At 73.1% G+C, this 19,907-nt stretch carries 17 protein-coding genes and 1 riboswitch; of the genes, 3 read left to right on the top strand and 14 right to left on the bottom strand.

From position 1 onward, the window contains the following. Positions 1–230: 230 nt before the first annotated feature. The 12 genes from ACLII4_RS03645 to ACLII4_RS03590 form a co-directional block, all read right to left on the bottom strand. Positions 231–2,531 carry an SBBP repeat-containing protein gene (locus ACLII4_RS03645; protein WP_412069537.1) on the bottom strand — a complete coding sequence of 767 codons (2,301 nt, stop codon included), beginning with the start codon at positions 2,529–2,531 and terminating at the stop codon, positions 231–233. A gap of 475 nt (positions 2,532–3,006) precedes the next feature. Then, positions 3,007–3,366 carry an SgcJ/EcaC family oxidoreductase gene (locus ACLII4_RS03640; protein ID WP_412069536.1) on the bottom strand — a complete coding sequence of 120 codons (360 nt, stop codon included), beginning with the start codon at positions 3,364–3,366 and terminating at the stop codon, positions 3,007–3,009. Further along, positions 3,366–3,926: a hypothetical protein gene (locus tag ACLII4_RS03635; protein WP_412069535.1), complete on the bottom strand. Its 561-nt coding sequence runs from the start codon at positions 3,924–3,926 to the stop codon at positions 3,366–3,368. Before ACLII4_RS03635 ends, ACLII4_RS03640 begins: the two co-directional genes overlap by 1 nt. Before the next feature lie 103 nt (positions 3,927–4,029). Then, positions 4,030–4,674: a NuoI/complex I 23 kDa subunit family protein gene (locus ACLII4_RS03630; protein WP_412069534.1), complete on the bottom strand. Its 645-nt coding sequence runs from the start codon at positions 4,672–4,674 to the stop codon at positions 4,030–4,032. A gap of 82 nt (positions 4,675–4,756) precedes the next feature. Next, positions 4,757–5,323, bottom strand: coding sequence for a hypothetical protein (locus ACLII4_RS03625; RefSeq protein WP_412069533.1), 567 nt, complete (start codon positions 5,321–5,323; stop codon positions 4,757–4,759). Between the two features lie 2 nt (positions 5,324–5,325). Further along, on the bottom strand, positions 5,326–5,820 hold the full coding sequence (locus ACLII4_RS03620) for a hypothetical protein (RefSeq protein WP_412069532.1): 495 nt from the start codon (positions 5,818–5,820) through the stop codon (positions 5,326–5,328). A 145-nt stretch (positions 5,821–5,965) separates the two neighbouring features. Further along, the gene (locus tag ACLII4_RS03615) at positions 5,966–6,586 is read right to left on the bottom strand and encodes a response regulator (RefSeq protein WP_412069531.1); all 621 of its coding nucleotides are present in this window, start codon (positions 6,584–6,586) and stop codon (positions 5,966–5,968) included. Positions 6,587–6,662: 76 nt separating this feature from the next. Beyond that, positions 6,663–7,766 carry a sensor histidine kinase gene (locus ACLII4_RS03610; protein WP_412069530.1) on the bottom strand — a complete coding sequence of 368 codons (1,104 nt, stop codon included), beginning with the start codon at positions 7,764–7,766 and terminating at the stop codon, positions 6,663–6,665. Between the two features lie 119 nt (positions 7,767–7,885). Beyond that, positions 7,886–8,122, bottom strand: coding sequence for a (2Fe-2S)-binding protein (locus ACLII4_RS03605; protein ID WP_412069529.1), 237 nt, complete (start codon positions 8,120–8,122; stop codon positions 7,886–7,888). After that, complete coding sequence (locus ACLII4_RS03600) at positions 8,119–9,189, bottom strand: YncE family protein (protein WP_412069528.1); 1,071 nt, start codon at positions 9,187–9,189, stop codon at positions 8,119–8,121. The genes ACLII4_RS03605 and ACLII4_RS03600 overlap by 4 nt, the downstream gene beginning before the upstream one ends. Positions 9,190–9,193: 4 nt before the next feature. Then, a complete protein-coding gene (locus ACLII4_RS03595) occupies positions 9,194–11,083 on the bottom strand; it encodes a TonB-dependent receptor plug domain-containing protein (RefSeq protein WP_412069527.1) in 1,890 nt (629 codons plus the stop codon). Positions 11,084–11,175: 92 nt separating this feature from the next. Continuing rightward, a riboswitch (cobalamin riboswitch) is annotated at positions 11,176–11,422 on the bottom strand. Positions 11,423–11,474: 52 nt separating this feature from the next. Then, entirely contained in the window at positions 11,475–12,869 is a 1,395-nt protein-coding gene (locus ACLII4_RS03590; RefSeq protein ID WP_412069526.1) for an MBL fold metallo-hydrolase RNA specificity domain-containing protein, read from the bottom strand. Between the two features lie 97 nt (positions 12,870–12,966). Between ACLII4_RS03590 and ACLII4_RS03585 the strand changes: the two genes are divergently transcribed. After that, positions 12,967–14,169: a serine hydrolase domain-containing protein gene (locus tag ACLII4_RS03585; RefSeq protein ID WP_412069525.1), complete on the top strand. Its 1,203-nt coding sequence runs from the start codon at positions 12,967–12,969 to the stop codon at positions 14,167–14,169. Positions 14,170–14,181: 12 nt separating this feature from the next. Then, positions 14,182–15,447, top strand: coding sequence for an amidohydrolase family protein (locus tag ACLII4_RS03580; protein WP_412069524.1), 1,266 nt, complete (start codon positions 14,182–14,184; stop codon positions 15,445–15,447). Positions 15,448–15,463: 16 nt separating this feature from the next. Here ACLII4_RS03580 and ACLII4_RS03575 read toward each other — a convergent pair whose 3' ends face one another. Together ACLII4_RS03575 and ACLII4_RS03570 are read right to left on the bottom strand one after the other, a co-directional pair. Then, the gene (locus tag ACLII4_RS03575) at positions 15,464–16,912 is read right to left on the bottom strand and encodes a M16 family metallopeptidase (RefSeq protein WP_412069523.1); all 1,449 of its coding nucleotides are present in this window, start codon (positions 16,910–16,912) and stop codon (positions 15,464–15,466) included. Between the two features lie 85 nt (positions 16,913–16,997). After that, complete coding sequence (locus ACLII4_RS03570; protein WP_412069522.1) at positions 16,998–18,374, bottom strand: M16 family metallopeptidase; 1,377 nt, start codon at positions 18,372–18,374, stop codon at positions 16,998–17,000. A 209-nt stretch (positions 18,375–18,583) separates the two neighbouring features. Between ACLII4_RS03570 and ACLII4_RS03565 the strand changes: the two genes are divergently transcribed. Beyond that, positions 18,584–19,828: a DUF2391 domain-containing protein gene (locus ACLII4_RS03565; RefSeq protein WP_412069521.1), complete on the top strand. Its 1,245-nt coding sequence runs from the start codon at positions 18,584–18,586 to the stop codon at positions 19,826–19,828. The last annotated feature ends 79 nt before the right edge of the window (positions 19,829–19,907 follow it).

Here is a 19,907-nt window from a genome sequence, read left to right as displayed (position 1 = left end):
CGCCACACCACCGCCGCGAGCGCATCGGCGTTGCCTGCGTTAAAGGCGGCCTCCCAGGCCTTGGCGACCGCGACAGGTCCGATCTGACATCAAGGCGCCGGTCGACCACCGCGGCCGCGTGGACCGGTCGATGCCCCCCCCAGAAGGGTCAGGGGGACCGTCCGAGGTGGCGCCGCGATTCTGTGGGCGATCAGGGGCAAGCGTTCGAGGGCTGCTGCCGATCGGCACGTCTACCTCAGCACCGTAAGCGACCTCGACGCCGTAAAGCCGTCGCCCGTCACACGGATCGCGTAGGTCCCATTGGAAAGCTGGTCCGCATCGACCGTGAGGCGCGTTGTCCCTGGCGGAACAGGGCCGTCCCACACCGTGGCGACGGCACGACCCAACATGTCGACGACGACCGCACGGACCGCGCGCGCGCGGTCCGACGTCAGCATCAGCGTGGCCTCGCGGTCCAGGGGGTTGGGCATGGGCGCCGAGAGCTGGAGCGGCGTCGGAACGTCGGGAGCGACGGCTACGGACGTCCCGAAGTCCGCGGGGAACCGGGCCACGAACGCGTCCAACCTGCCGCCGTTAAACGACTCGTCGAAGGTTCCCGGCGTCGTGGGGAAGTCCAGGGACTCCGAGAACCCCGTCAGGTAGGCGTGGCTGGCAGCGCTCACTGCGACCGCGTGGGCGATGTCGGGGTTGCTGCCCCCTAGGTAGGTGCCGTCGAGGAACGAGTCGAGTCCGGACGCGGTGTGGTCGAACCGGGCGTAGAACCCGTCCGTGATCCCCCCGAAGAGCGCCTGGGGCGCGTCGTCGGTAACCGGCAGGTCCACGGAGTTCGTCTTGCCGACGATCACCGGGAGGCCCGTCGGATCGAGGGCCACGTCGCACCCGTAGTCGAGGTCGGTCCCCCCGTAGTAGGTGGCGTAGTCGATGCCCGACAAGCCCGGCGTGAGGACGGCGAGGAAGGCCTCAGGGCCGCCCGGCGGGGCTGGGAAGGCCGCGCTTAGGGTGACGGGGAACGAGGTATCCGTGATGCCGCCCACGAACACGGTGCCGCCGCTGTCGACCACGATACCCTCACCCAAGTCCTCGCCAGCGCCTCCGAGGTAGGTCAGGACCATCGCTGAGGCGTCCACGGAGAGGTGCAGCACGAAGGCGTCGAGGTCCCCAAAGGAGGCGGGGCCGAGCACGCCAGACGTGGTGGGGAGGTCGTCCGAGTTGGTGTCGCCGGTGATGTAGGCCTCGCCCTCGACGACGACGAGGTCGTAGGCAAAGTCGTCGTTCGAGCCGCCGACATACGTCCCGTACACCAACGCGCTGCCGTCGGTCGAGAGTTTGGCGGCGAAGACGTCGAACCCGTCGACAGGCGCCGGCCCGACGACGCCCGTGGTGACGGGGAAGTCGGTCGAGTTGGTGTAGCCAGCCACGTAGGCGGCGCCGGTGTCGTCCACTCCGACGTCGTGCCCGACGTCCACGCCGTCTCCTCCCAGGAAGGTGCTGTAGACCACGGCGGCGTCCGGTGCCAACTTGAGCACGAACGCGTTGGGGCCCGGGTCGAAGACGGTGTCGTAGGCGCCGGGCGTCGTGGGGAAGTCCGGGGAATGCGTCTCGCCGGTGACGAGCACGGAGCCGTCTTCGGCGAGGGCAATCCCCAAACCGATATCGATGTCGACGCCGCCCACGACGAAGGAGTACATGAGGGTCACGCCGTCGGGCGCCACTTTGGTGATGAAGACGTCGGGCCCGCTGCCCGGTGAGGTGTCGGAGACGGGGAAGTCCGCCGAGTCCGTGCGCCCGGTCACGTAGGCGGCGCCCTCGGCGTCGACCACGATGCCCGCGCCGACCTCGTCGCCCCCGCCGCCCAGGAACGTCGTGTAGGCCAGCAGCGGGCCTCGGCGCTCGGCGCCCTCGACAACGGGCGCACCCCAGCCGCCCCGCTCGACACCCACGGCCGTGCCGTCGACGCGGAAGCGTCCGGCCGACGCGATGCCCTGGCGGACCAGGGCTGGCGCGGGCAGCCGATACGTGGCGTCGCCGACCGTGACGAGCAGGCCGCCGTCCGGCGCGCCGGCGATGGCGTCGGCGCCGTCAACCGTCCAGCGGAGGGCGCTCAGGTCGGCCCCGCGCGCGAGATCGAGTTGGAGGCCCAGCCCGTCCGGGTGGTCGCGGACGGTAAGGTCCAGCCCGGGCGCAAGGGAGGAATAGCGGACCGCGGCGAAGCCGGGTACGTCGTGGACCCACCGGCGCGCGTTGGCGCCCCGGACGTAGTGCGTGTGCCCGGGGAGCGGCCGGATGCCTTGGGGCATCGCCACGGCCCCGAAGCCGAGCACGAGCACGCGGCCCTCCACGCGGAGGTACGCCGCGTTGCGCGTCAGAAACAGGGCAGACGTGGAGCCGCGCGCGAGGAACGCGACCTCGGCTGAGGATTGGCCCAGGTTCGGCTCGAAGCGGAGGGGGGCGGCCAGCACGGCGGTGGCCCCGAGCAGGCCGGCGAGGACGAGGAGTCCGAGAACACGAAAGAGGAGGGAGCGCGGAGTCATGGGACACCTCAGGGGTCGGTGGCAGTGGCTACGTGAGAGACAGCTATGCAACAATCTGTTAATTACAAGGATAGGGTCTTGACAGTAACCATTTGTTCCCGTGCATCTTGGATCGGAGTGGACCGACCGCTCCCATGCGACCCGCGGTCCGTCGGCGATCCTAGAGGTCCCGCCTCGGGTGTCCGTGTTCTCACGCTCCGCTCCAGGCGGACGGGGCTGGTCGGTGTGGGCCGAGCCGCTATGCGCGCGGGGTGGCAGCGATCCCGTCGGCCTCGTCGGCCGTCAGATGAGCGGGCCGACGACGGTCGCATCGCCAGCGCTCACCCTCGCAATCCCTCTCGCCACGTGGCCCACGCACAGCCAAACGGAGACTGCCGCATTGTCTGTTGGCTCGCTGAGAGTGCCGTCGCGCCCCCGCATGCCCACGACAACCGTCGCGGAGCCCTCACACACCACATCGGTGCCGAGGCGGTCGCTACTGCGGAGGAATCGGCAGCCCGTGCTGGCGGAGGAACGAGAGCTTGTCCCAGTACCCGCGCTGAAACGCGATCCGACCGTCGACGACATGGAAGAACCCGCAGCCGCGGAGCCCGAGCGGGTCGCGCCACTCGAGCGCCGCCCACTCGCCGTCCTCCATCACCTGCTCCACGAGACAGGTCATCCCCGCCCCGGCGAACTCGCGAGCGAACATCGCCCGGATCGCCTCCCGCCCCTCGACCGGCGCCTCGGCCACCTGGTGGTTGACGGCGTCCGTGGCGTAGAGCGCCGCGAGGGCGTCCGCGTCGCCGGCGTTGAAGGCGGCCACCCACGCCTCGACGACGGCTCGCGGGCCCATCACGCCTGCGGCGGCTGGGGGAGGTCCGAGCCCGGCGTCGGCGGACGCAAGTCGGCCTGGTGCAGCCGGTACGCCAGCGTCTTCAGCACCTCGGCGTCGCGCTGCACGATCGCCAGCGCCAGCCCGTAGAGATCGGTCGCCGTGCCGTCGAGCGTCGCCCGTCGCGCCCACGCCTCGGCGGGGACGGCCTCGAACGTCGTCCGCAACTCGGCGCGCGCCGTGCGGAGGTCCGCTAGCAGCTCGGCCAGTTCGCGATCATTCGCGTCGGCGGGCGCTGCGAGGGCAGGCGTCTCGAAGGGAGGCGTGTCCTGCTCGCGGACGGCCGCGATCCAGGCCGGGTACGTCTCGCGGTCGAGCGTCGCGAGGGCGGCGAACATCTGCTTGGCCGACAGGTCGTCCGGCATCGGCGCCTGATCGGTCGCCCAGGCGGGCAGCGCGGCCAAGAGCGGCGCCAGCGCCGTGGCCTCGTCCTCCAGCCAGCCCAGCTGGTCGAGCAGCGCCTCGCGGCGGGCGGCGAGCGTGGCGGCGTCGCGGGGCGGCTCGGCGTAGCGGTCGAGCATGGGGACTGGGGACTAGTGGGACTGGGGGCGGAGGGCTGGGAAATGTCGCGGGTCGGGGGCCAAGGTCCCCTCAGTCCCCACAGTCCCTCGTCCCAAGTCCCTCTTAGGCGTGCGCCGGGTTCGAGGCCTGCGCGCCGTCGATGGCGTCCTCCACCTCGGCGACGAACGCGAGCCGGTCGCGCAGCGTGTGGATGTTGTTGGACTCCGGGTGCTGCCAGGCGTCGGCAGCCTGCGGATTGCGGCGGCGCTGGAGGAAGTCCAGGCGGTCCTGGAGGCGGGCCTTGGGGACCAGGAGCCGGTCGAGCCCGAAGTGGGCCTCGTCGCGCGTCTGGAACGTCAGGTCGTACTCCTTCGACATCACGATGGCCTCCTCGGGGCAGACCTCCTCGCAGAACCCGCAGTAGATGCAGCGGAGCATGTTGATCTCGAACCACTCCGGCTCGCGCTCCTTGATGTCGTCGGTGACCTCGTGGGCCTGCATCGAGATCGCCAGCGGCGGGCAGGACCGCGCGCACAGCCCGCAGGCCACGCAGCGCGGCCGGCCCTGCTCCTCGACCAAGACGGGGCGCCCGCGGTACGAGTCCGGCGGGTACCACTGCTCCTCGGGGTACTCGAAGGCGTAGCTGTCGAGCGACATCTTGGACGCCGAGTAGCCGAGGCCCTTGAAGATCTCCGGCAAGTACATGCGCTCCCAAAAATTGAGCTTGCGCTCGTCGGGCGTGGCGTTGTTGACGGGCGTTCCGGGCATCGAGTCGGGGCGGTCTGCGGGGCCGGAAGCTACGCCCCGCCGTGCGCGGGGGTCCGCTGTCGCCCCCCGCAGGCGTCCCGTTTCACCGGCCCTGCGCGGTCGGGGCCCGCTCGGCGGCGGTCGGCGGCGCGATGTCGAACCGGAACCGCTCGGCCGAGTCGCTGACGAGACCGGCCGCGCCGCCGAAGATGGCCCCGTAGACGAGCCCGACGGCTGCGCCCCCCAGCCCGAACCCGGCGGCCCCTTTGAGGCGGTCCCCCATCGTCGGGTCGCCGCCGCAGAAGATGACGCAGCCGCCGCTCTCGAACCCCGCGATCGCCCCCATCGCGCCCCCGACGGCCACGCCCGAGAGGCTCCCGATGCGGACGCCCCGGAACAAGGTCCGCTGGCGGTCGCGCCGCTCGACCTCAGCAATGGCGTACGTCGGGATCGCCAGCAGCGCCTGCGTCGCGGGGTCGATCCAGGTCGTCGAGTCCGGCCCGACTCGCAAGGCCGTGGCGTCGTAGGCCGTCCCGTCCGTGAGGACGAGCACGGCGTCGCGGCCCGCCAGCCGGTCGTTGAGCGCGGCGAAGTCGTCGTCGCCGGCGACCGAATGCGTGGCCGCGCAGCCCGAGAGCAGGAGCGCGGCGGCGAGGAGGAGGGCGCGCATGGCTAGGTCGGGAGGGGGCCCGTACGGAACCGGCCCTCGACGCGAAGCTCGCCCGTCCGGCTGCCGGCGGCAATGTCGAGCGTTCCCGCCAGCGCCCCGTCCGCCCCGACCGAATCCACGGTCACAGTCCCCGTCAGCCCGTTGAACGTGTCGAACGTCCCCGGCTCGTCGACGGTGACGAGGAAGAACGCGACGCTAGTCGCCCCGTCCGGGCCCTTCACCGCCACAGGGAAGAGGTCCGGGTCCGCCGCAGTGCTCAGGACCAGCGTGCCGCCCGAGCGCCCCTCTCTGAACTCGATCACCACCTCCCCCTCGTCGGTAGTGAACGCGCTCACCGTGGCGTCGAGCTCCAAGTCCACGTCGCCCGAGACGCACGCCGCCAGCCGCCCTGCCTCTACGGTTGACGGCACCGTGCACGTCTCCGGCTCGGTCGTGTCGCACGCCGCAGTTAGCGCGACGAGCAGAAGCGGGAGGACGAGGGCGAGGAGCTTGCGCATGGGTTCGGAGGAGGACGCTCCCAACATCCACCCCCCGGAGCCAGCGTACTTGGTGCATTTGCATCAACGAAGACCTCGATGACCAGGTTGTGACAAGCCGCTCTCCTCCCCGTCCCTGCCTCAGAGTCGCCGCCTCGTGCCGGCCTCAGGTCGACTTTACCAAGCCGTTCTCCCAGGCCCACGCGACGGCCTCGCGCGCCGTGCTCACGTCGAGCTTCGAGTAGACGGCCGCGAGGTGGTTGCGGACCGTGTTCTCCGCGATCCGCAGCCGCTCTCCGATCGCCGCGTTGTCGAGCCCGCGCCCCATCAGCACCAGCACCTCGTGCTCGCGGCCGGTCAGCGGCGAGAGCATCTCCGGCTTGCGCGGGATGGGCACGAACCACCGCCCGTGGCCACGGTGGACCGCCAGCACAGCCTCGCGCACGGCCGTCGGGTGCTGGTCCTTGGTGATGTAGCCCGCCGCGCCCGCCTCCAGCAGGCCGTGGATGTAGGCCGAGTCGTTAAACGCGCTCAGCGCCAGGATGCGCGGCGCCTCGGGGTCGCCGTCGAGCTCCGCGGCCACCTCCGGGCCCGACTTCTCGGGCATGTTCATGTCGAGCAGCAGCACGTCCGGTCGCAAGCGACGGACCAGCTTCAGCGCCTCGTTCCCATCCGACGCCTCGCCGACGACGTCCACCTGCCCGCCCTTTTCGAGCGCGTCGCGGATGCCGGCGCGGAACACGGGATGGTCGTCGGCGACGACGACGGTGACGGGGACGTCAGGCATGAAACACGAGAGGAGAGGGCCGATCGGGAGTCGAGAAGGTGCGCACGGGCCCCGGCCCCGACAAGGGCACTTCGGCCTAAACCGACGCCACGACTGTCGCCAGCCGGTGCATCGGGACCGGCGCCGCCAGCGCCACACGCGTGCCGCCGAGCGGGCTCGGCCCGATGGTGAGGTCGGCGCGGAGCAGCTCCGCCCGCTCGCGCATCCCGAGCAGCCCGTAGTGGCCGTCGGCGGCGTAGTCGAGGGCACTGGCGGCCGGCGGCCCGGTGCCGTCGTCGTCGATGGTCAGGATGATGCGGTCGTCGTCGAGGTCGAGCTCGACCTCCACCAGCGTCCCGCCCGCGTGCGCGACGGCGTTGTTCAAGGCCTCTTGGGCGATGCGGTAGAGCGCCAGCCGTCGCTCGTCGCCCAGGGCCCGGCTGTCGGCGACGGCCCGGACGGCATCCGTCGCCGAGAACCGGACGGCGAGCCCGCCGCCGTCGCCGCCCCACCCGAGCCGGTCGGCGCGGTCCGCCAGCGCCGCCAGCGCCGCTGTCAGGCCGAAGGCGTCGAGCGCCGACGGGCGCAACTCGTCACACAGCGCCCGGAGCTCGTCGACGACGCCGGTCACGGCCGTGCGCGACGGCCCGTCGTCGAGCGCGCCGAGCGCGAGTTGGACGGCGCACAGGTCCTGCACCGGCCCGTCATGGAGCTCGCGCGCCAGGTGGGCGCGCTCGGCCTCGCGCGCCGCCGCCAGCCGCCGCCGGAACTCAGCCCGCATCCGGCTCGCGCGCCGCGCGCGCCGCTCCCACGCCACGGCCCCGCCCGCCAGCACGATCAGCCCCATGCTCATCAGCGCCAACGCCAACGCCCCGACAGGCACCGAGGTCGCCAGCCGCACGACCGACCGGTCGTCCACGTCGATGCTGAGCGGGCCCGCGACGGCGTCGGCGGTACCGAGCGCCCCCGCTCGGCCGGCCCGGCCGAGCACGTCCACGAAGGCGGCGTACGGGATCGAGACGCGCGGCCGCCCCTCGGCGCCCTGCCCGAACGTGACGACGCTGTCTCGAACCACGTTGAAGTGGATCAGCCGCCCGCCGTCGGAGACGAACCCGGATGCGGCGGGCCGGCCGGCCGGGGCAGCGGGCTGGGCCACCGCGAGGGGCGCCCACAGGGCCAGGCTGAGGCAGAGCGCGCGCACGGGCATCGGGGCGGAGGGGACGAATCTATGCCCGATGCCCCCGAGCACCTGATCCGGACGGACTAGGGACGGGAACAGGGAACGAGACACGGGCAACGGGTGCGCTGGCCGCCGCTCCTCTATCCCTCTCTCCTTCCTCTCCTCCCCTCAGGTTCGTCGGCCTCGGTCACGACGGTGTGGAAGACGGTCTCGCCGGTCCGCAGCATCCGACGGACGTACGGGTGGCAGAGCTGGCACTTGAGCCCGAACTCGGCGTGCGCCTGGAGCTCGGGGACCGTGCTCGCGCCGGAGTCGGCCGCGACGTCCGCCAGCGAGGCGAACGTCCGGTCGAAGCACAGGCAGCGGTCGATGGTCACCGTGCCGGCCCGAAGGCGACCGCCGACGGCAAGACGCCCGCCCCGAACTGCGCCAGCTGGCGCCCGTCGCGGTCGTGGACGGTGACCGTGCCCGGCGCGCTGAACGGGGCGTCGGCGTCGACGCGGCCCAGGTAGAAACGGCTGTCGATGTCGTCGAAGGCGACGGCCGAGATCGGCGGGCCGTCCACGACGATGGCCGAGCTCCCTGCGTTCGAGTCCGTTCCGAAAACCAGGAGACGATCGCCGAGAGACACGTAGACCTCCTTCATCGCCGCGCTGTGGGCGGCGTCGGTCCCGAGCGTGCCGCTGCCGACCTGGCCGGGGAGTCCCGGCCGCGCGACCTCGTCGCCCGTCGCGCCGTCGAGCACGACCACGTCGCCGGTCGTCTGGCCCACCACGTTGAAGTCGGCGTCGTAGATCGTCCGGCCGGTGCAGACCACCCAGACCTCGCCGTCGCCGTCGGCGAACACGAACCGGGGCCCGTCGCAGCCCACGTCGATCGTCTCGACGACGGCTCGGCCGGACGCGCTGATCACCGAGACCGTCCGGCCCGCGCCGAAGTCGAACCCGGCGCTGTAGTTCGCCACGTAGATGCGGTCGCCGACGGCCGCGATGCCCTCGGGGTTGTCGCCGACTGGGATCGGCGCGCCCGCCGCCAGCCCAGAGAGCGAGACGGGCGTCACGGAGGCGCCGTAGAAATTGGTCACGAACGCCGTCCCGCCGACGACCGCCCACGCGCGCGGCGTCCCGACCTCGGCCTCGCCGACCACCGTGCCCGTCGTCGGGTCGACCTCGGCGATCCGGCCGCTGCCGGTCCCAAACGAGTCGCTAAAGTTGAGGAACGCGAACACGCGGTCGCCGACGGTCTCGACGGACTGGACGAGCCCGCCCAAGCCGGGCGCGAGGTCGGCCGTTGCCGTGCCGGTGTCGGGGTCGAAGCGGGTGACGGAGCCGCTGTTGTCGGAGAAGATGCCCTGGTTGGCGACGTAGACGGAGCCCGTGGCGTCGGGCGCCGTCGAGTCGCAGCCGACGACGACGACGAGGGCGAGAAGAGAAAGGATGCGCATAGCGTTAGCGGGCCCGGACCGCGAGGCGGAGTCGGGCGTGACGAGGGGGCATGACGTGGGAGCGGACGGTCTCGTAGCGAGCGTCCAGGAGGTTGTCGAGGTCGACCCCGACGGTGAAGGTGGCCGGGCCGATTGCGCGGTCGAGGCTGGCGCGAGCGCCCAGCACGACGTGCGCCGCCAGCGGCTGCGTGCCGCCCGCCGTCGTCGGACGGGCGCCGACGGCCTGGGCATCGAGGGCAACGTGGACGGGGCCGCGAGCGACGCCGGCCCACGCCTTGAGCGTCCACCGGGGGACGTAGCGGAGCGGCCGGCGCCGATCGAGATCGCGAGCGCTAAGCAGCGTCGCCAGCGCGCCGCCATCGAGGAGCAGCGGGGCGCCGAGGCGGACGACGCGGGCGCCGCGAGCGGAGGCCTCGACGCCGAAAGTGCGCGTCCGGGCGACGTTCTCGGGCGCCCAGTGCCCGGCGGCGGTCGGGGCCCACACGATCTGGTCGCGAGCCGTCGTGGCGAAGACGGTCGCCTCGGCTTGCGCGCCGGGCCCGGCCCAGACGGCGCCGAGGTCAGCGCTGAGGGCCGTCTCAGGACGGAGATCGGGGTTGCCGCCGGGCGCCCAGAAGCGGTCGTTGAGCGTCGGCATCCGGAAGGCGCGGGCGGCGCTCGCCTTGAGCGACCACTGAGGCGCCAGCCGGACGTTCGTGCCGAGTTGGGGGGCGAGCGCGAGACGGCGCTCGCCCCCAGCGGGCGCGTGGAGGTCGGCGCGGAGCGCCGGGAAGAGGACCAGCCGGCCGACCGGCTGGCGGCCCGCCAGCCCGGCGCCGAGCACGCGGTCTTCGGCGATGTCGGCCAGGCTGGGGTGGTCGGCGCGGCCCAGCGAGCCCGCCAGCTCAGCCGTCCACGACGCGTCGCCGAGCGCGCGCGTGGCGCTCACGTTGAGCGCGGCGGTCGTCGTCCGGCCCGTGTCGTCGATGGCGTCGGGGCGGTCGGTGGGCGGGAACGGCGAGGCGTAGCGGAGCGACGCCCGCTGGACGTGACCGGCGGCCTGGACGCGAGCGCCCGCGAGCGCCGTCGCGGCGCGGCCCGCGATTCGGACGCGGCGGTCCCACTGACGCGCGCCGACCAGCGCCCCGTCGAGCATGGCTCCGCCCAGCCCGCGCTCGGCGTCGGCGGCCCACAGGCTCAGGCCTGCCACGGTGCGTCCGTCGGCGAGGCGGAGCGCGCCGTACGCCGTGGCGCGACGGCTGCCCCACCCCTCACGCGCAATCCGTGGCTGCCCGACGCGCCCCAGATCGGCGACCGTGTAGTCGTCGTCCGCTCGCGCGAGGTCCCCGGCGGCGACGACCGACAACCGGCCGCGACCGCCGCCAGCGAGCGCCGACACCGTCCGCTCTCCCCATGCCCCGAGCCCGGTCGACGCCCGCACGCCATCCGTCGCCGGGCGCAAGTGGACGACACCGCCGACCGCGCTCGTCCCGTACAAGCCGGAGGCGGGCCCGCTCAGCACCTCGACCGACTCCAGCAACGCCGTCGGCAGCAAGCTCAAGTCCACCTGCCCGAGCGCGGGGTCGGTGAGCGGTTGGCCGTCGAGGAGCACGAGTGCTTGCGCCGCGCTCGCGCCTCGGATCGAGACGCTCGCGAGCCCGCTCGGCCCGTAGCGGCGGACGTGGACGGGCGCGCGCGCCGTCAGCGCCTCGGCCAGCGAGGCGGTCGCCGCCAGCGCTTCCCGATCGAGGATGGTCACCCGCGCCGGCGCGTCGGCGGTCGCGACCGGCTGGCGGGCGGCCGTCACGGTGACCTCCGCGAGAGCGGAGTCCGGCGTGGCCGGCTGGCGGCCGCCGACCTTCGGTTGGGCGGCGACGGCCGAGGCGAGTAGGAGAACGAGGGCGCAGGCGCGCATAAAAAAGCCCGTGCCTCACGGAGACACGGGGATCGCGCGCGCACGGCCAGTCGGCCGCCGTCGGGAACGCCGCGCCTCTGGTCCCGGAGGCGGGTGGGGTCGTCGCGACAGGCAGGTCTCCTGGCTTGCAATCCGGCCAGCGCGCCCGCGGAGGGCGCGGGGCTGGCGTCCGTCGGCTCGGCCTCGCCCTTCCCCCCTTGCGGGAGTGGGCGCAGGCGTCGCGGCCGGCGGCGGACTACCTACAGTTGCGGGTACAGCTCCGGAGTGATCGCCGAGGCGACGCACCGGATTCCCTTTTCAGCCGCGCGAGCACGCGGCACCTGAGGCGGGGCGAAAGAGCAGGCCGCAAGGTAGGTCGCGAGCGACCCGACGCCAGCGACCGTTCGTGAAATCAGGACAGCGCCACGCGGTGCCCCCGCTCCGGCGCCTCGACATCCGCGTCGATGCCTGCTCGGCCGAAGGCTTGCGCGAGTGCCGTCTGGCGCTCGGGGTCGCCGTGGACGAGGTAGACGGTCTGCAACCGGTCCGCGTCGAGGTCGGACACAAAGGCCACCAGGCCGGGCTCGTCGGCGTGCGCCGAGAACGTGTTCATGACCTCGACCTGCGCACGGAGGGGGTGCGGCTTGCCGAAGATCTTGACCGTCTCGCGCCGCTCCACGATCCGCTTCCCGAGTGTGTGCTCGGCCTGGTAGCCGACGATCAGGACGGTGTGCTTCGGGTCCTCGACCGTGTTGCGCAGGTGGTGCAGGATCCGTCCCGCCTCGGCCATCCCCGACGCCGAGATGACGACGAACGGGACGGTCAGCCCGTTGAGCTCTTTGGATCGCTTGGCCTCGCGGACGTACTCCAGCCGCTCGAAGCCGAACGGGTTGGGGTCGGTCAGCATGTACTCCAAAAGGTCCGCGTCGTAGCACTCGGGGTGCGTTTGGAAGACCGCCGTCGCATTCACCGCGAGCGGGCTGTCGACGAAGACGGGGATGTGGGGGATCCGGTCCTCGTTCCACAGCTGGTCGAGGTTGTGGACGATCTCCTGCGTCCGTCCGACCGCGAAGGCGGGGATGACGACGCGCCCGCCGCGCGCGGCCGTCTCCGTCACGATCCGCGCCAGCCGCTCCTTGGCTTTGTCGACGGGCTCGTGCTCGCGCCCGCCGTAGGTGCTCTCGCAGATCAGCCAGTCGACGGGCGGGAGCGGCTGGGGGTCGCGCAGGATCGGCCGGCCCGGGTTGCCGATGTCGCCGGTGAACCCCAATCGTTTGCCGCCGGGCAGGTCGAGCGTCATCGTGGCCGAGCCCAGGATGTGGCCGGCGTCGCGGTAGACCACCTGGACGCCGCCGGGGACCGAGAACGGGGTCCCGTACGGGACTCCGTGGAAGCAGTCCATCACGCCTTCGGCGTCCTCCATCGCGTAGAGCGGCTCGACCTCGGGCTGGCCCTTTTTGCGCATCTTGCGGTTGAAAAAGTCGGCGTCCTTTTCCTGGATGTAGGCGCTGTCGCGCAGCATGATCGCGCACAGGTCGCGCGTGGCGTGCGTCGCGTAGACGGTCCCCCGGAAGCCGTCGCGCCACAACTTCGGCAGCAGGCCGGCGTGGTCGATGTGGGCGTGCGAGAGCAGCACGGCGTCGACGGTGTCCGGCGGGCACGGCCACTCGTTGTTCAGCTTTTTGCCCAGTTCGCGGCGGCCCTGGAAGAGGCCGCAATCCAAGAACAGGCGCGTGCCGTCGTCGAGCTCGACGAAATGGAGGGAGCCGGTGACGGTCTGGGCAGCGCCCCAGAAGGTGAGGGTCATGACGACGGGCGGGAGCGGGGACGGGGCGGAGCCCGATGATACCGGGGACTGCCGGTTCAGCTCCGCAGCGTCACGGGGCCGGCGCTACGTTCGGGCCATGCGCCCGCTCCTCCTGCTCCTGCTGCTGGCGACCGCCGCCAGCGCCCAGACGCCCTACGTCCCCCCGCCCGGCGACTGGGCTCGCCTCTCGCCCCAAGCGGTCGGGATGGACGCCGACTCGCTCGCGGCGGCCGTCGCCTTTGCCCAGGCGAACGAGGCCGACGCCCCGCGCGACCTGGCCCTCGCGCACGCCCGGGGGTTCGGGCGCGAACCGTACGGCGAGGCCGTCGGCCCCTTCCTGACGCGCGGCCCGCAGACCGGCGTGATCGTCCGCCGCGGCGCCATCGTCGCCGCGTGGGGCGAGCCCGACCGCGTCGACCCCACGTTCAGCGTCGCCAAGAGCTTTTTGTCGACCGTCGCCGCGCTCGCCGTCGCCGACGGGCGGATCGCACTCGACGACCCGGTGTGGCGCTCGCAAGCGCCCGTCACCGCGCTGGGCGAGATCGGCCCGGGCGCCCGGCCGGCCGAGCTCGGCCGGACCGAGACGTTCGACCTCTTCCCCGGCGACCACAACCGCCAGATCACCTGGGACCACCTGCTCCGCCAGACCAGCGACTGGGACGGCGAGCTGTGGGGCAAACCCGACTGGGCCGACCGCCCGGACCGCGACCCCGACACGTGGCTGACGCGCCCACGCGTCGCGCCGGGCACGGTCTACGAGTACAACGACACGCGCGTCAACGTGCTCGCGATGGCGCTCCTCAACGTGTGGCGGCGGCCGCTTCCGGTCGTCCTGCGCGAGCGCGTGATGGACCCGATCGGCGCGTCGCCGACGTGGCGGTGGCACGGGTACCGGACGAGCTGGGTGCTCCTCGACGGCCAGCCCGTCCAGTCGGTCTCGGGCGGGACGCACTGGGGCGGCGGGCTGTGGCTGACGGCCTTCGACCAGGCCCGCTTCGGGCTCCTGACGCTCCGCCGCGGCCGGTGGGGCGACCGCCAGATCGTCCCCGACGCCTGGTTCGACACGGCCCTCACGCCGACACCCGCCGAGCCCGGCTACGGCGTCATGAACTACTTCCTCAACCACGACCGCGCGCGCTTCCCGAGCGCGCCGGCGACCGCCTTCGCTCACCTCGGCGCCGGCGTCAACCTCGTCTACGTCGACCCCGAGCACGACCTCGTCATCGTCGCCCGCTGGATCGACGGGTCGGCGCTGGACGGCCTCGTCGCCCGCGTGCTGGCGTCCATCACCGACGCCTGACCACCCCGCGCCATGCGCCGCCTCCTCCCTGCCCTGCTCCTCGCCCTGCTGGCGGTCGCCGCCGCCAGCGCTCAGCCGGCCCTCCTCCTCCGCCCCGACCGCGTTTTCGACGGCGAGGCGATGCACGCCGGGTGGGCCGTCCTCACGCAGGGCGACACGATCGCCGCCGTCGGGCCCGGACTGAGGGCGCCCGCCGGAGCGCGCGTCGTCGACCTTCCCGGCACGACGCTGCTCCCCGGCTTGATCGAAGGCCACAGTCATTTGCTGCTCCACCCCTACGACGAGACCGGCTGGACCGATCAGGTGCTCCGCGAGTCGGTCGCCGAGCGCGTCGCTCGCGGGGTGATGCACGCGCGAGCCGGGCTGATGGCCGGGTGGACGACGACCCGGGACCTCGGCTCCGAGGGCGCCGGCTACGCGGACGTGGGCCTGCGCGACGCCATCGACAAGGGCGCGATCCCCGGCCCCCGCCTGCTCGTTGCCGGGCCCGCGCTCGTGGCGACGGGCTCGTACGGCCCCAAGGGCTTCCGGCCCGACATGGACGTGCCGCTCGGCGCCGAGGAGGCCGACGGCCCCGACCTCGTCCGCATCACACGCCGCCAGATCGGCGGGGGCGTCGACTGGGTCAAGCTCTACGCCGACTACCGCTGGGGCCCGCGCGGCGAGGCGCGGCCGACGTTCTCGGAAGCCGAGATTCGGACGGTCGTCGAGACCGCCGCATCGTCGGGGCGCGACGTCGTTGCCCACGCGAGCACCGCCGATGCGATGCTGCGCGCCGTCCGCGCGGGCGTCCGCACGATCGAGCACGGCGACGCGGGGACGGCCGAGGTCTGGGCCGAGATGGCGGCGCGCGGGACGTGGCTGTGCCCGACGCTGGCGGCCGTCGAGGCGATCTCCGAATACCAGGGCTGGGACGGGACCGCGCCCGAGCCGCCGCGCCTCGCGCTCAAGCGCCGCCAGTTTGCGGCCGCGCTCGCGGCGGGCGTCCCGATGTGCGTCGGCAGCGACGTCGGCGTGTTCGACCACGGCGACCAGGCGCGCGAGGCCGAGCTGATGGTGGCCTACGGGATGGCCCCGCTCGACGTGCTCCGCGCGGCGACGGCCGGGAACGCCGAGATGCTGCGGATGGCCGACGCGATCGGCGCCATCCGCCCCGGGCTCGCGGCGGACCTCGTCGCCGTCACGGGCGACCCCTCGGCGGCCGTGTCCGCGCTCCGCGCCGTGCGCCTCGTGGTGCAGGCGGGCCGCGTCGTTCGAGAAGAGCGAGGCGACCGGTAGCGGCGTATTGCGGCCCCTACTCCCCAAGCACGTCCTCCACGGACAAGACCGTGACCGGCCCCAGCCCGAGCGCCTCGACCGACTCGCCGACGACCGACCAGTCGCCGACGACCACGACGGCCATGCGCTCCGGGTCGACGTACTCCGCCGCGACGCGGGCGAGGTCGGCGGCCGTCACGGCGCGGACGCCGCTGGCGTACTGCGCGTAGGCGTCGTCGCCCAGCCCGTCGAGCCAGGCGTCGCCGACCATCGCGGCCGTGCCGCGCACGGTCGCGAACGGCGCGGGGAACGAGAGCGCCCGGTTCTCGCGCGCCTTCGCCAGCTCGTCGGCCGGGACCGGCGCGCCGATGGCGTCGAGCTCGCGGAAAAACTCCGTCAGCGCGGGCGCCGTCACGTCCGTCTGCACGTCCGCGAACGCGATGAACGGGCCGGCGACGGGGCGGTACTCGAAGACCGAGCGCGCGCCGTACGAGTAGCCCTTGTCCTCGCGCAAGTTCTGGTTGAGGCGGCTCGTAAAGCTGCCACCCAGGATCGTGTTGAGCACTTCGAGCGCGTAGAAGTCCGGCGTCGAGCGCGGCGCCCCGACCCGACCGATGCGGACGACCGACTGCGCCGCGCCGGGCTTGTCGACGAACGTGATCGCGCGCGGGCCGACCTGCGCTGGGATCGGGACCGCCGACAGCCCGGCGGCGGCTGGGGCGACGCCGGTAGCGGGCCACACGGCCTCGCCGAAGGCGGCCTCCAACCGGGGCCTCATCTCTTCCCACGTCGTCGCGCCGACGACGACGAGCGCCGAGCGCGCGGGCACGACGGACCGGCTGTGGAAGGCGATGAGATCGTCGCGCGTCAGCGCCCCGACCGTCGCGGGCTCGCCGGTCCCGAGCCGCCCGTACGGGTGGTCGTCGCCGTAGACCGCGCGCGCGAGCGCGACCCCAGCGATGGACCGGGCCTCGTCGCGGCGCTGCGCCAGCGCCGTCAGCCGGCTCGTGCGGACGCGCTCGATGTCGGCCTCGGGAAACGTCGGCCGCAGGGCCACGTCCGCCATCAGCGCGAGCGCGGCGTCGAGCTTCGAGAGCGGCGTGTGCAGGCGCACGCTCAGACTGTGCAGCCCGGCGCCGACGCCGAGGTCGATGCCCAGAAAGTCGATGGCGTCGGCGAGCGCGAGCGCGTCGAGGTCCCCAGCCCCCTCGTCCATCAGGTCGGCCGTGACGGACGCGAGCCCGCCCTGGTCGCCGTCGTCGGCCGAGCCGGCGCGGACGAGCAGGTCGATCTGCGCCAGCGGCACGCCGGGCTTCTCGACGAACAGCACCGGCAGCCCGTTCGACAGCGCGTGCCGCTCGACGGCGGGCGGCGTGAACGCGGGCGGGGCCGCCAGCGCCGGGCGCGTGTCCCAGTCCGGCGCGGCGGGCTGGGCGGACGGCGCGACGCTGGCGAGCGCGAGCAGGGCGAGGAGGAGGAAGCGCATCGGAGTCGGTGGTCGGTGGTCCGTGTTCGGTGGTCGGTCCGGACCGCCTTCCTCGCGGAAGACCGATCACCGACGACCGGGGACTCTAGAATTTGGGCGTGACGGGGGCGGCGCCGTCGAGGCCCAGGGCGGGCTCGCCAGCGGGGACGATGGAGAGCGCCACGCGGGCGTCGTCGCGGAGAAAGCTCATCGCCGCGTCGCTCAGGTCGCGCGGCGCGAGCGCGCGGTACCGCGCGAGGTCCTCCTCGAAGTAGTCCGGCGTGCCGGTAAAGAAGAGGTAGCTGTTGAGCTGGTCGGCCTTGCCGCGGAAGCCGTCGATGGTCTCGAGGTTATCGAGGAACTGCGCCTCGACACCGTTGACGACGCGCTCCAGCTCGCGAGGGTCAGGCGCCTCGGCGCGGATGTCCGCCAATTCCGCCGCGATCGCCGCCTCGATGGCGTCGAGGTCGACGCCCGGCCGGGCGGTCGCCATCACGTAGAACGTGCCGCCGGCCAGGTCGCCGGCCTGGAAGGCCGCCACGTCCTGGGCGATCTCCTGCTCGTAGACGAGCGCGCGGTACAGGCGCGAGGTCTTGCCGCCGGCGAGCACGCCCGCGAGCGCCTCCAGCGCCGCGTCGCCGGCGGCGTACCGCGCCGGGCTGTGCCACGCGAGGTACAGTCGCGGCAGCTGGACGTCGTCCTCCAGCACCAGCCGGTGCTCGCGGCCGAGCGTCGGCCGGGCGACGGGCTGAAGCGGCGGCTCGGGCCCGCGCGGGATGGCCCCGTACCACTCGGTCACCCAGGCCCGCGCTTGCGCGAGGTCGAGGTCGCCCGCGACGACGACGCTGGCGTTGTTGGGCGTGTAGTAGGTCCGGTAGAAGCTCACGACGTCGTCGTAGCTGGCGGCCGACAGGTCGTCCATGGACCCGATGACGGGCCAGTGGTAGGGGTGCGTCTCGGGGAAGAGCGTCTGGCCCAGGACCGAGAAGGCGTACCCGTAGGGCCGGTTCTCGACGCTCTGGCGCCGCTCGTTCTTGACCACGTCGCGCTGGCCGTCGACGCTCTCGGGCGACATCGCGTCCAAGAGGGAGGCCATGCGGTCGGCGTCGAGATAGATCGCCGTCTCGAGTCCGTTCGAGGCCGCGTCCGTCGTGTAGTTGGTCCGGTCGCGCGTCGTCGAGCCGTTTGCGCCGCCGCCGGCCTCTTCGAGCCAGGTGTCGATGGCGCCCTCGGGGACGTGGCCCGAGCCCTCGAACATCAGGTGCTCGAAGAGGTGGGCGAACCCGGTCCGCCCCGGCGCCTCGCGCGCGCTGCCCACGTGGTACCACGTATTGACGGTGACGACGGGGACGGAGGCGTCGCGGTGCAGGATCACGTCGAGCCCGTTGTCGAGCCGGAACCGCTCGTAGTCGACGGTGAGCGCGGGCGTCTGGGCGGCGACCGCCAGCGGCAGGGCGAGGGCGAGGAGGACGAGGCGGCGCATGGGCAGTCGGTCGGAGGCGGACGGAACGTACGGCGGGGGCCGTGCCGTGCCGAGGCGCATCGGAGGCCCTGGGTCGCGGGGTGTCAGCACAGAGCGAGATCGGCCGGTAGGGGCGTATCGCGATACGCCCCTACGTGGAGCGACGGCGGTCGGGACCACCCGGGCGCGCGTCCCTCGACACGTGCCCGCCCCGGTGCGACCTTCGGCCCATGCCCGAGACGCCGCCCCCCGCCGACGCCCCGCCGCTCGACGCCGAGCCCCACGTCCCCGCCGTCGTCGTCGGGTGGGTGCAGGCGGGCCCGCTCGACGAGGCGCAGGCGGCGGCGCTGAAACGCGCCCGCGTCCTCGTTCGGCAGGCGCTCCGGTCCGAGCTGCCCGGCTTTGCGTGGTCGTTCCCGATCGTCCGGCGGACCGACTTGCACGCGGGCGGTCAGGAGGTGGAGCCGGTCGACCTGCTCGACGCCGGGGCGACCGAGCGGCGCGTGGCCGGGTGGGACTTCGCGCTCGTCGTCACCGGCGCGGACTTGCGGGCCCGGTTCCGGCCGTTCACGTTGGCCACGCCGTCGCAGGCGCTCGACGTGGCCGCGCTGTCGCTGGCGCGTCTGGACCCGAGCACGCGCCAGCCCGACCTCAGCGACGCCGAGCAGACGGACCGGTTCGCGCACCGGCTCGCGGCGCTCGCGCTCCACGCCTTCGGCCACCTCAACGGGCTCGACCACGAGACGCGCGAGGACGCCGTGATGTACCCGCCCCGCTCGCCCGCCGACCTCGACCGGTCGTCGCTCTCCTTTTCCGAGCCCAACCGGACCGAGATCGAGGCCGAAGTCGCCGACGTGGCCGACCCCCGGATGGAGGAGGAGTCGGCGTTCGAGCGGCTCGGGAACGTGGCCTTCGCCGCGAAAGCGCTCGTGCTCAACTGGTCCGACGTGGCCGACACCGTCTTGCAGATCCGCCCCTGGCGCTTCCCGTTCCAGCTCTCGAAGCTCACCACGGCCGCGGCCTCGACACTGATCGTGCTCGTGATGACGGCCGAGGCGTGGGACCTCGGCACGCGCCAGCCCCTCGCGCTCGTCGCGGCGCTGTCGGTGGTGGCCATCGTCGGCACGAGCGGCTACCTCATCCGCAAGCAGGGCCTGCTGGCGCGGCGCCACGGGCAGGTGCGGACCGAGCAGCAGGTCGTGCAGTCGGCCTCGATCCTCCTCGCGCTCGGGCTCGGGATGTCGACCACGTGGGCGTTGCTGTTCGGGGCCACGCTCGCGCTCCGCATCCTGTTTTTCGACGGCGCGATCCTGGACGGCTGGGCGGGCTCGCTGGGCCGGCCCGTCGGGCCCGACGAGGTGCTCGCGTTCGCCGGGTTCGTCTCGGCGCTGGGGATCGGCGTCGGCGCGCTCGGCGCGTCGTTCGAGGACCAGACCTACTTCCGCCACGTGGCCTACGTCGACGAGGAGACGTAGGCGCGCGCGGCGGTTGACTGCGACCGACGTGCTCGGCAGCCCCCCTTGGCAAGGGGGACAGTCCGCGCGGCGTCGCGGC

The sequence above is a fragment of the Rubrivirga aquatilis genome, from assembly GCF_046845665.1.
Lineage (GTDB): Bacteria > Bacteroidota > Rhodothermia > Rhodothermales > Rubricoccaceae > Rubrivirga.
The sequence above is the reverse complement of the archived record's forward strand: the minus strand, read 5'-3'. Positions and strand labels throughout refer to the sequence as shown.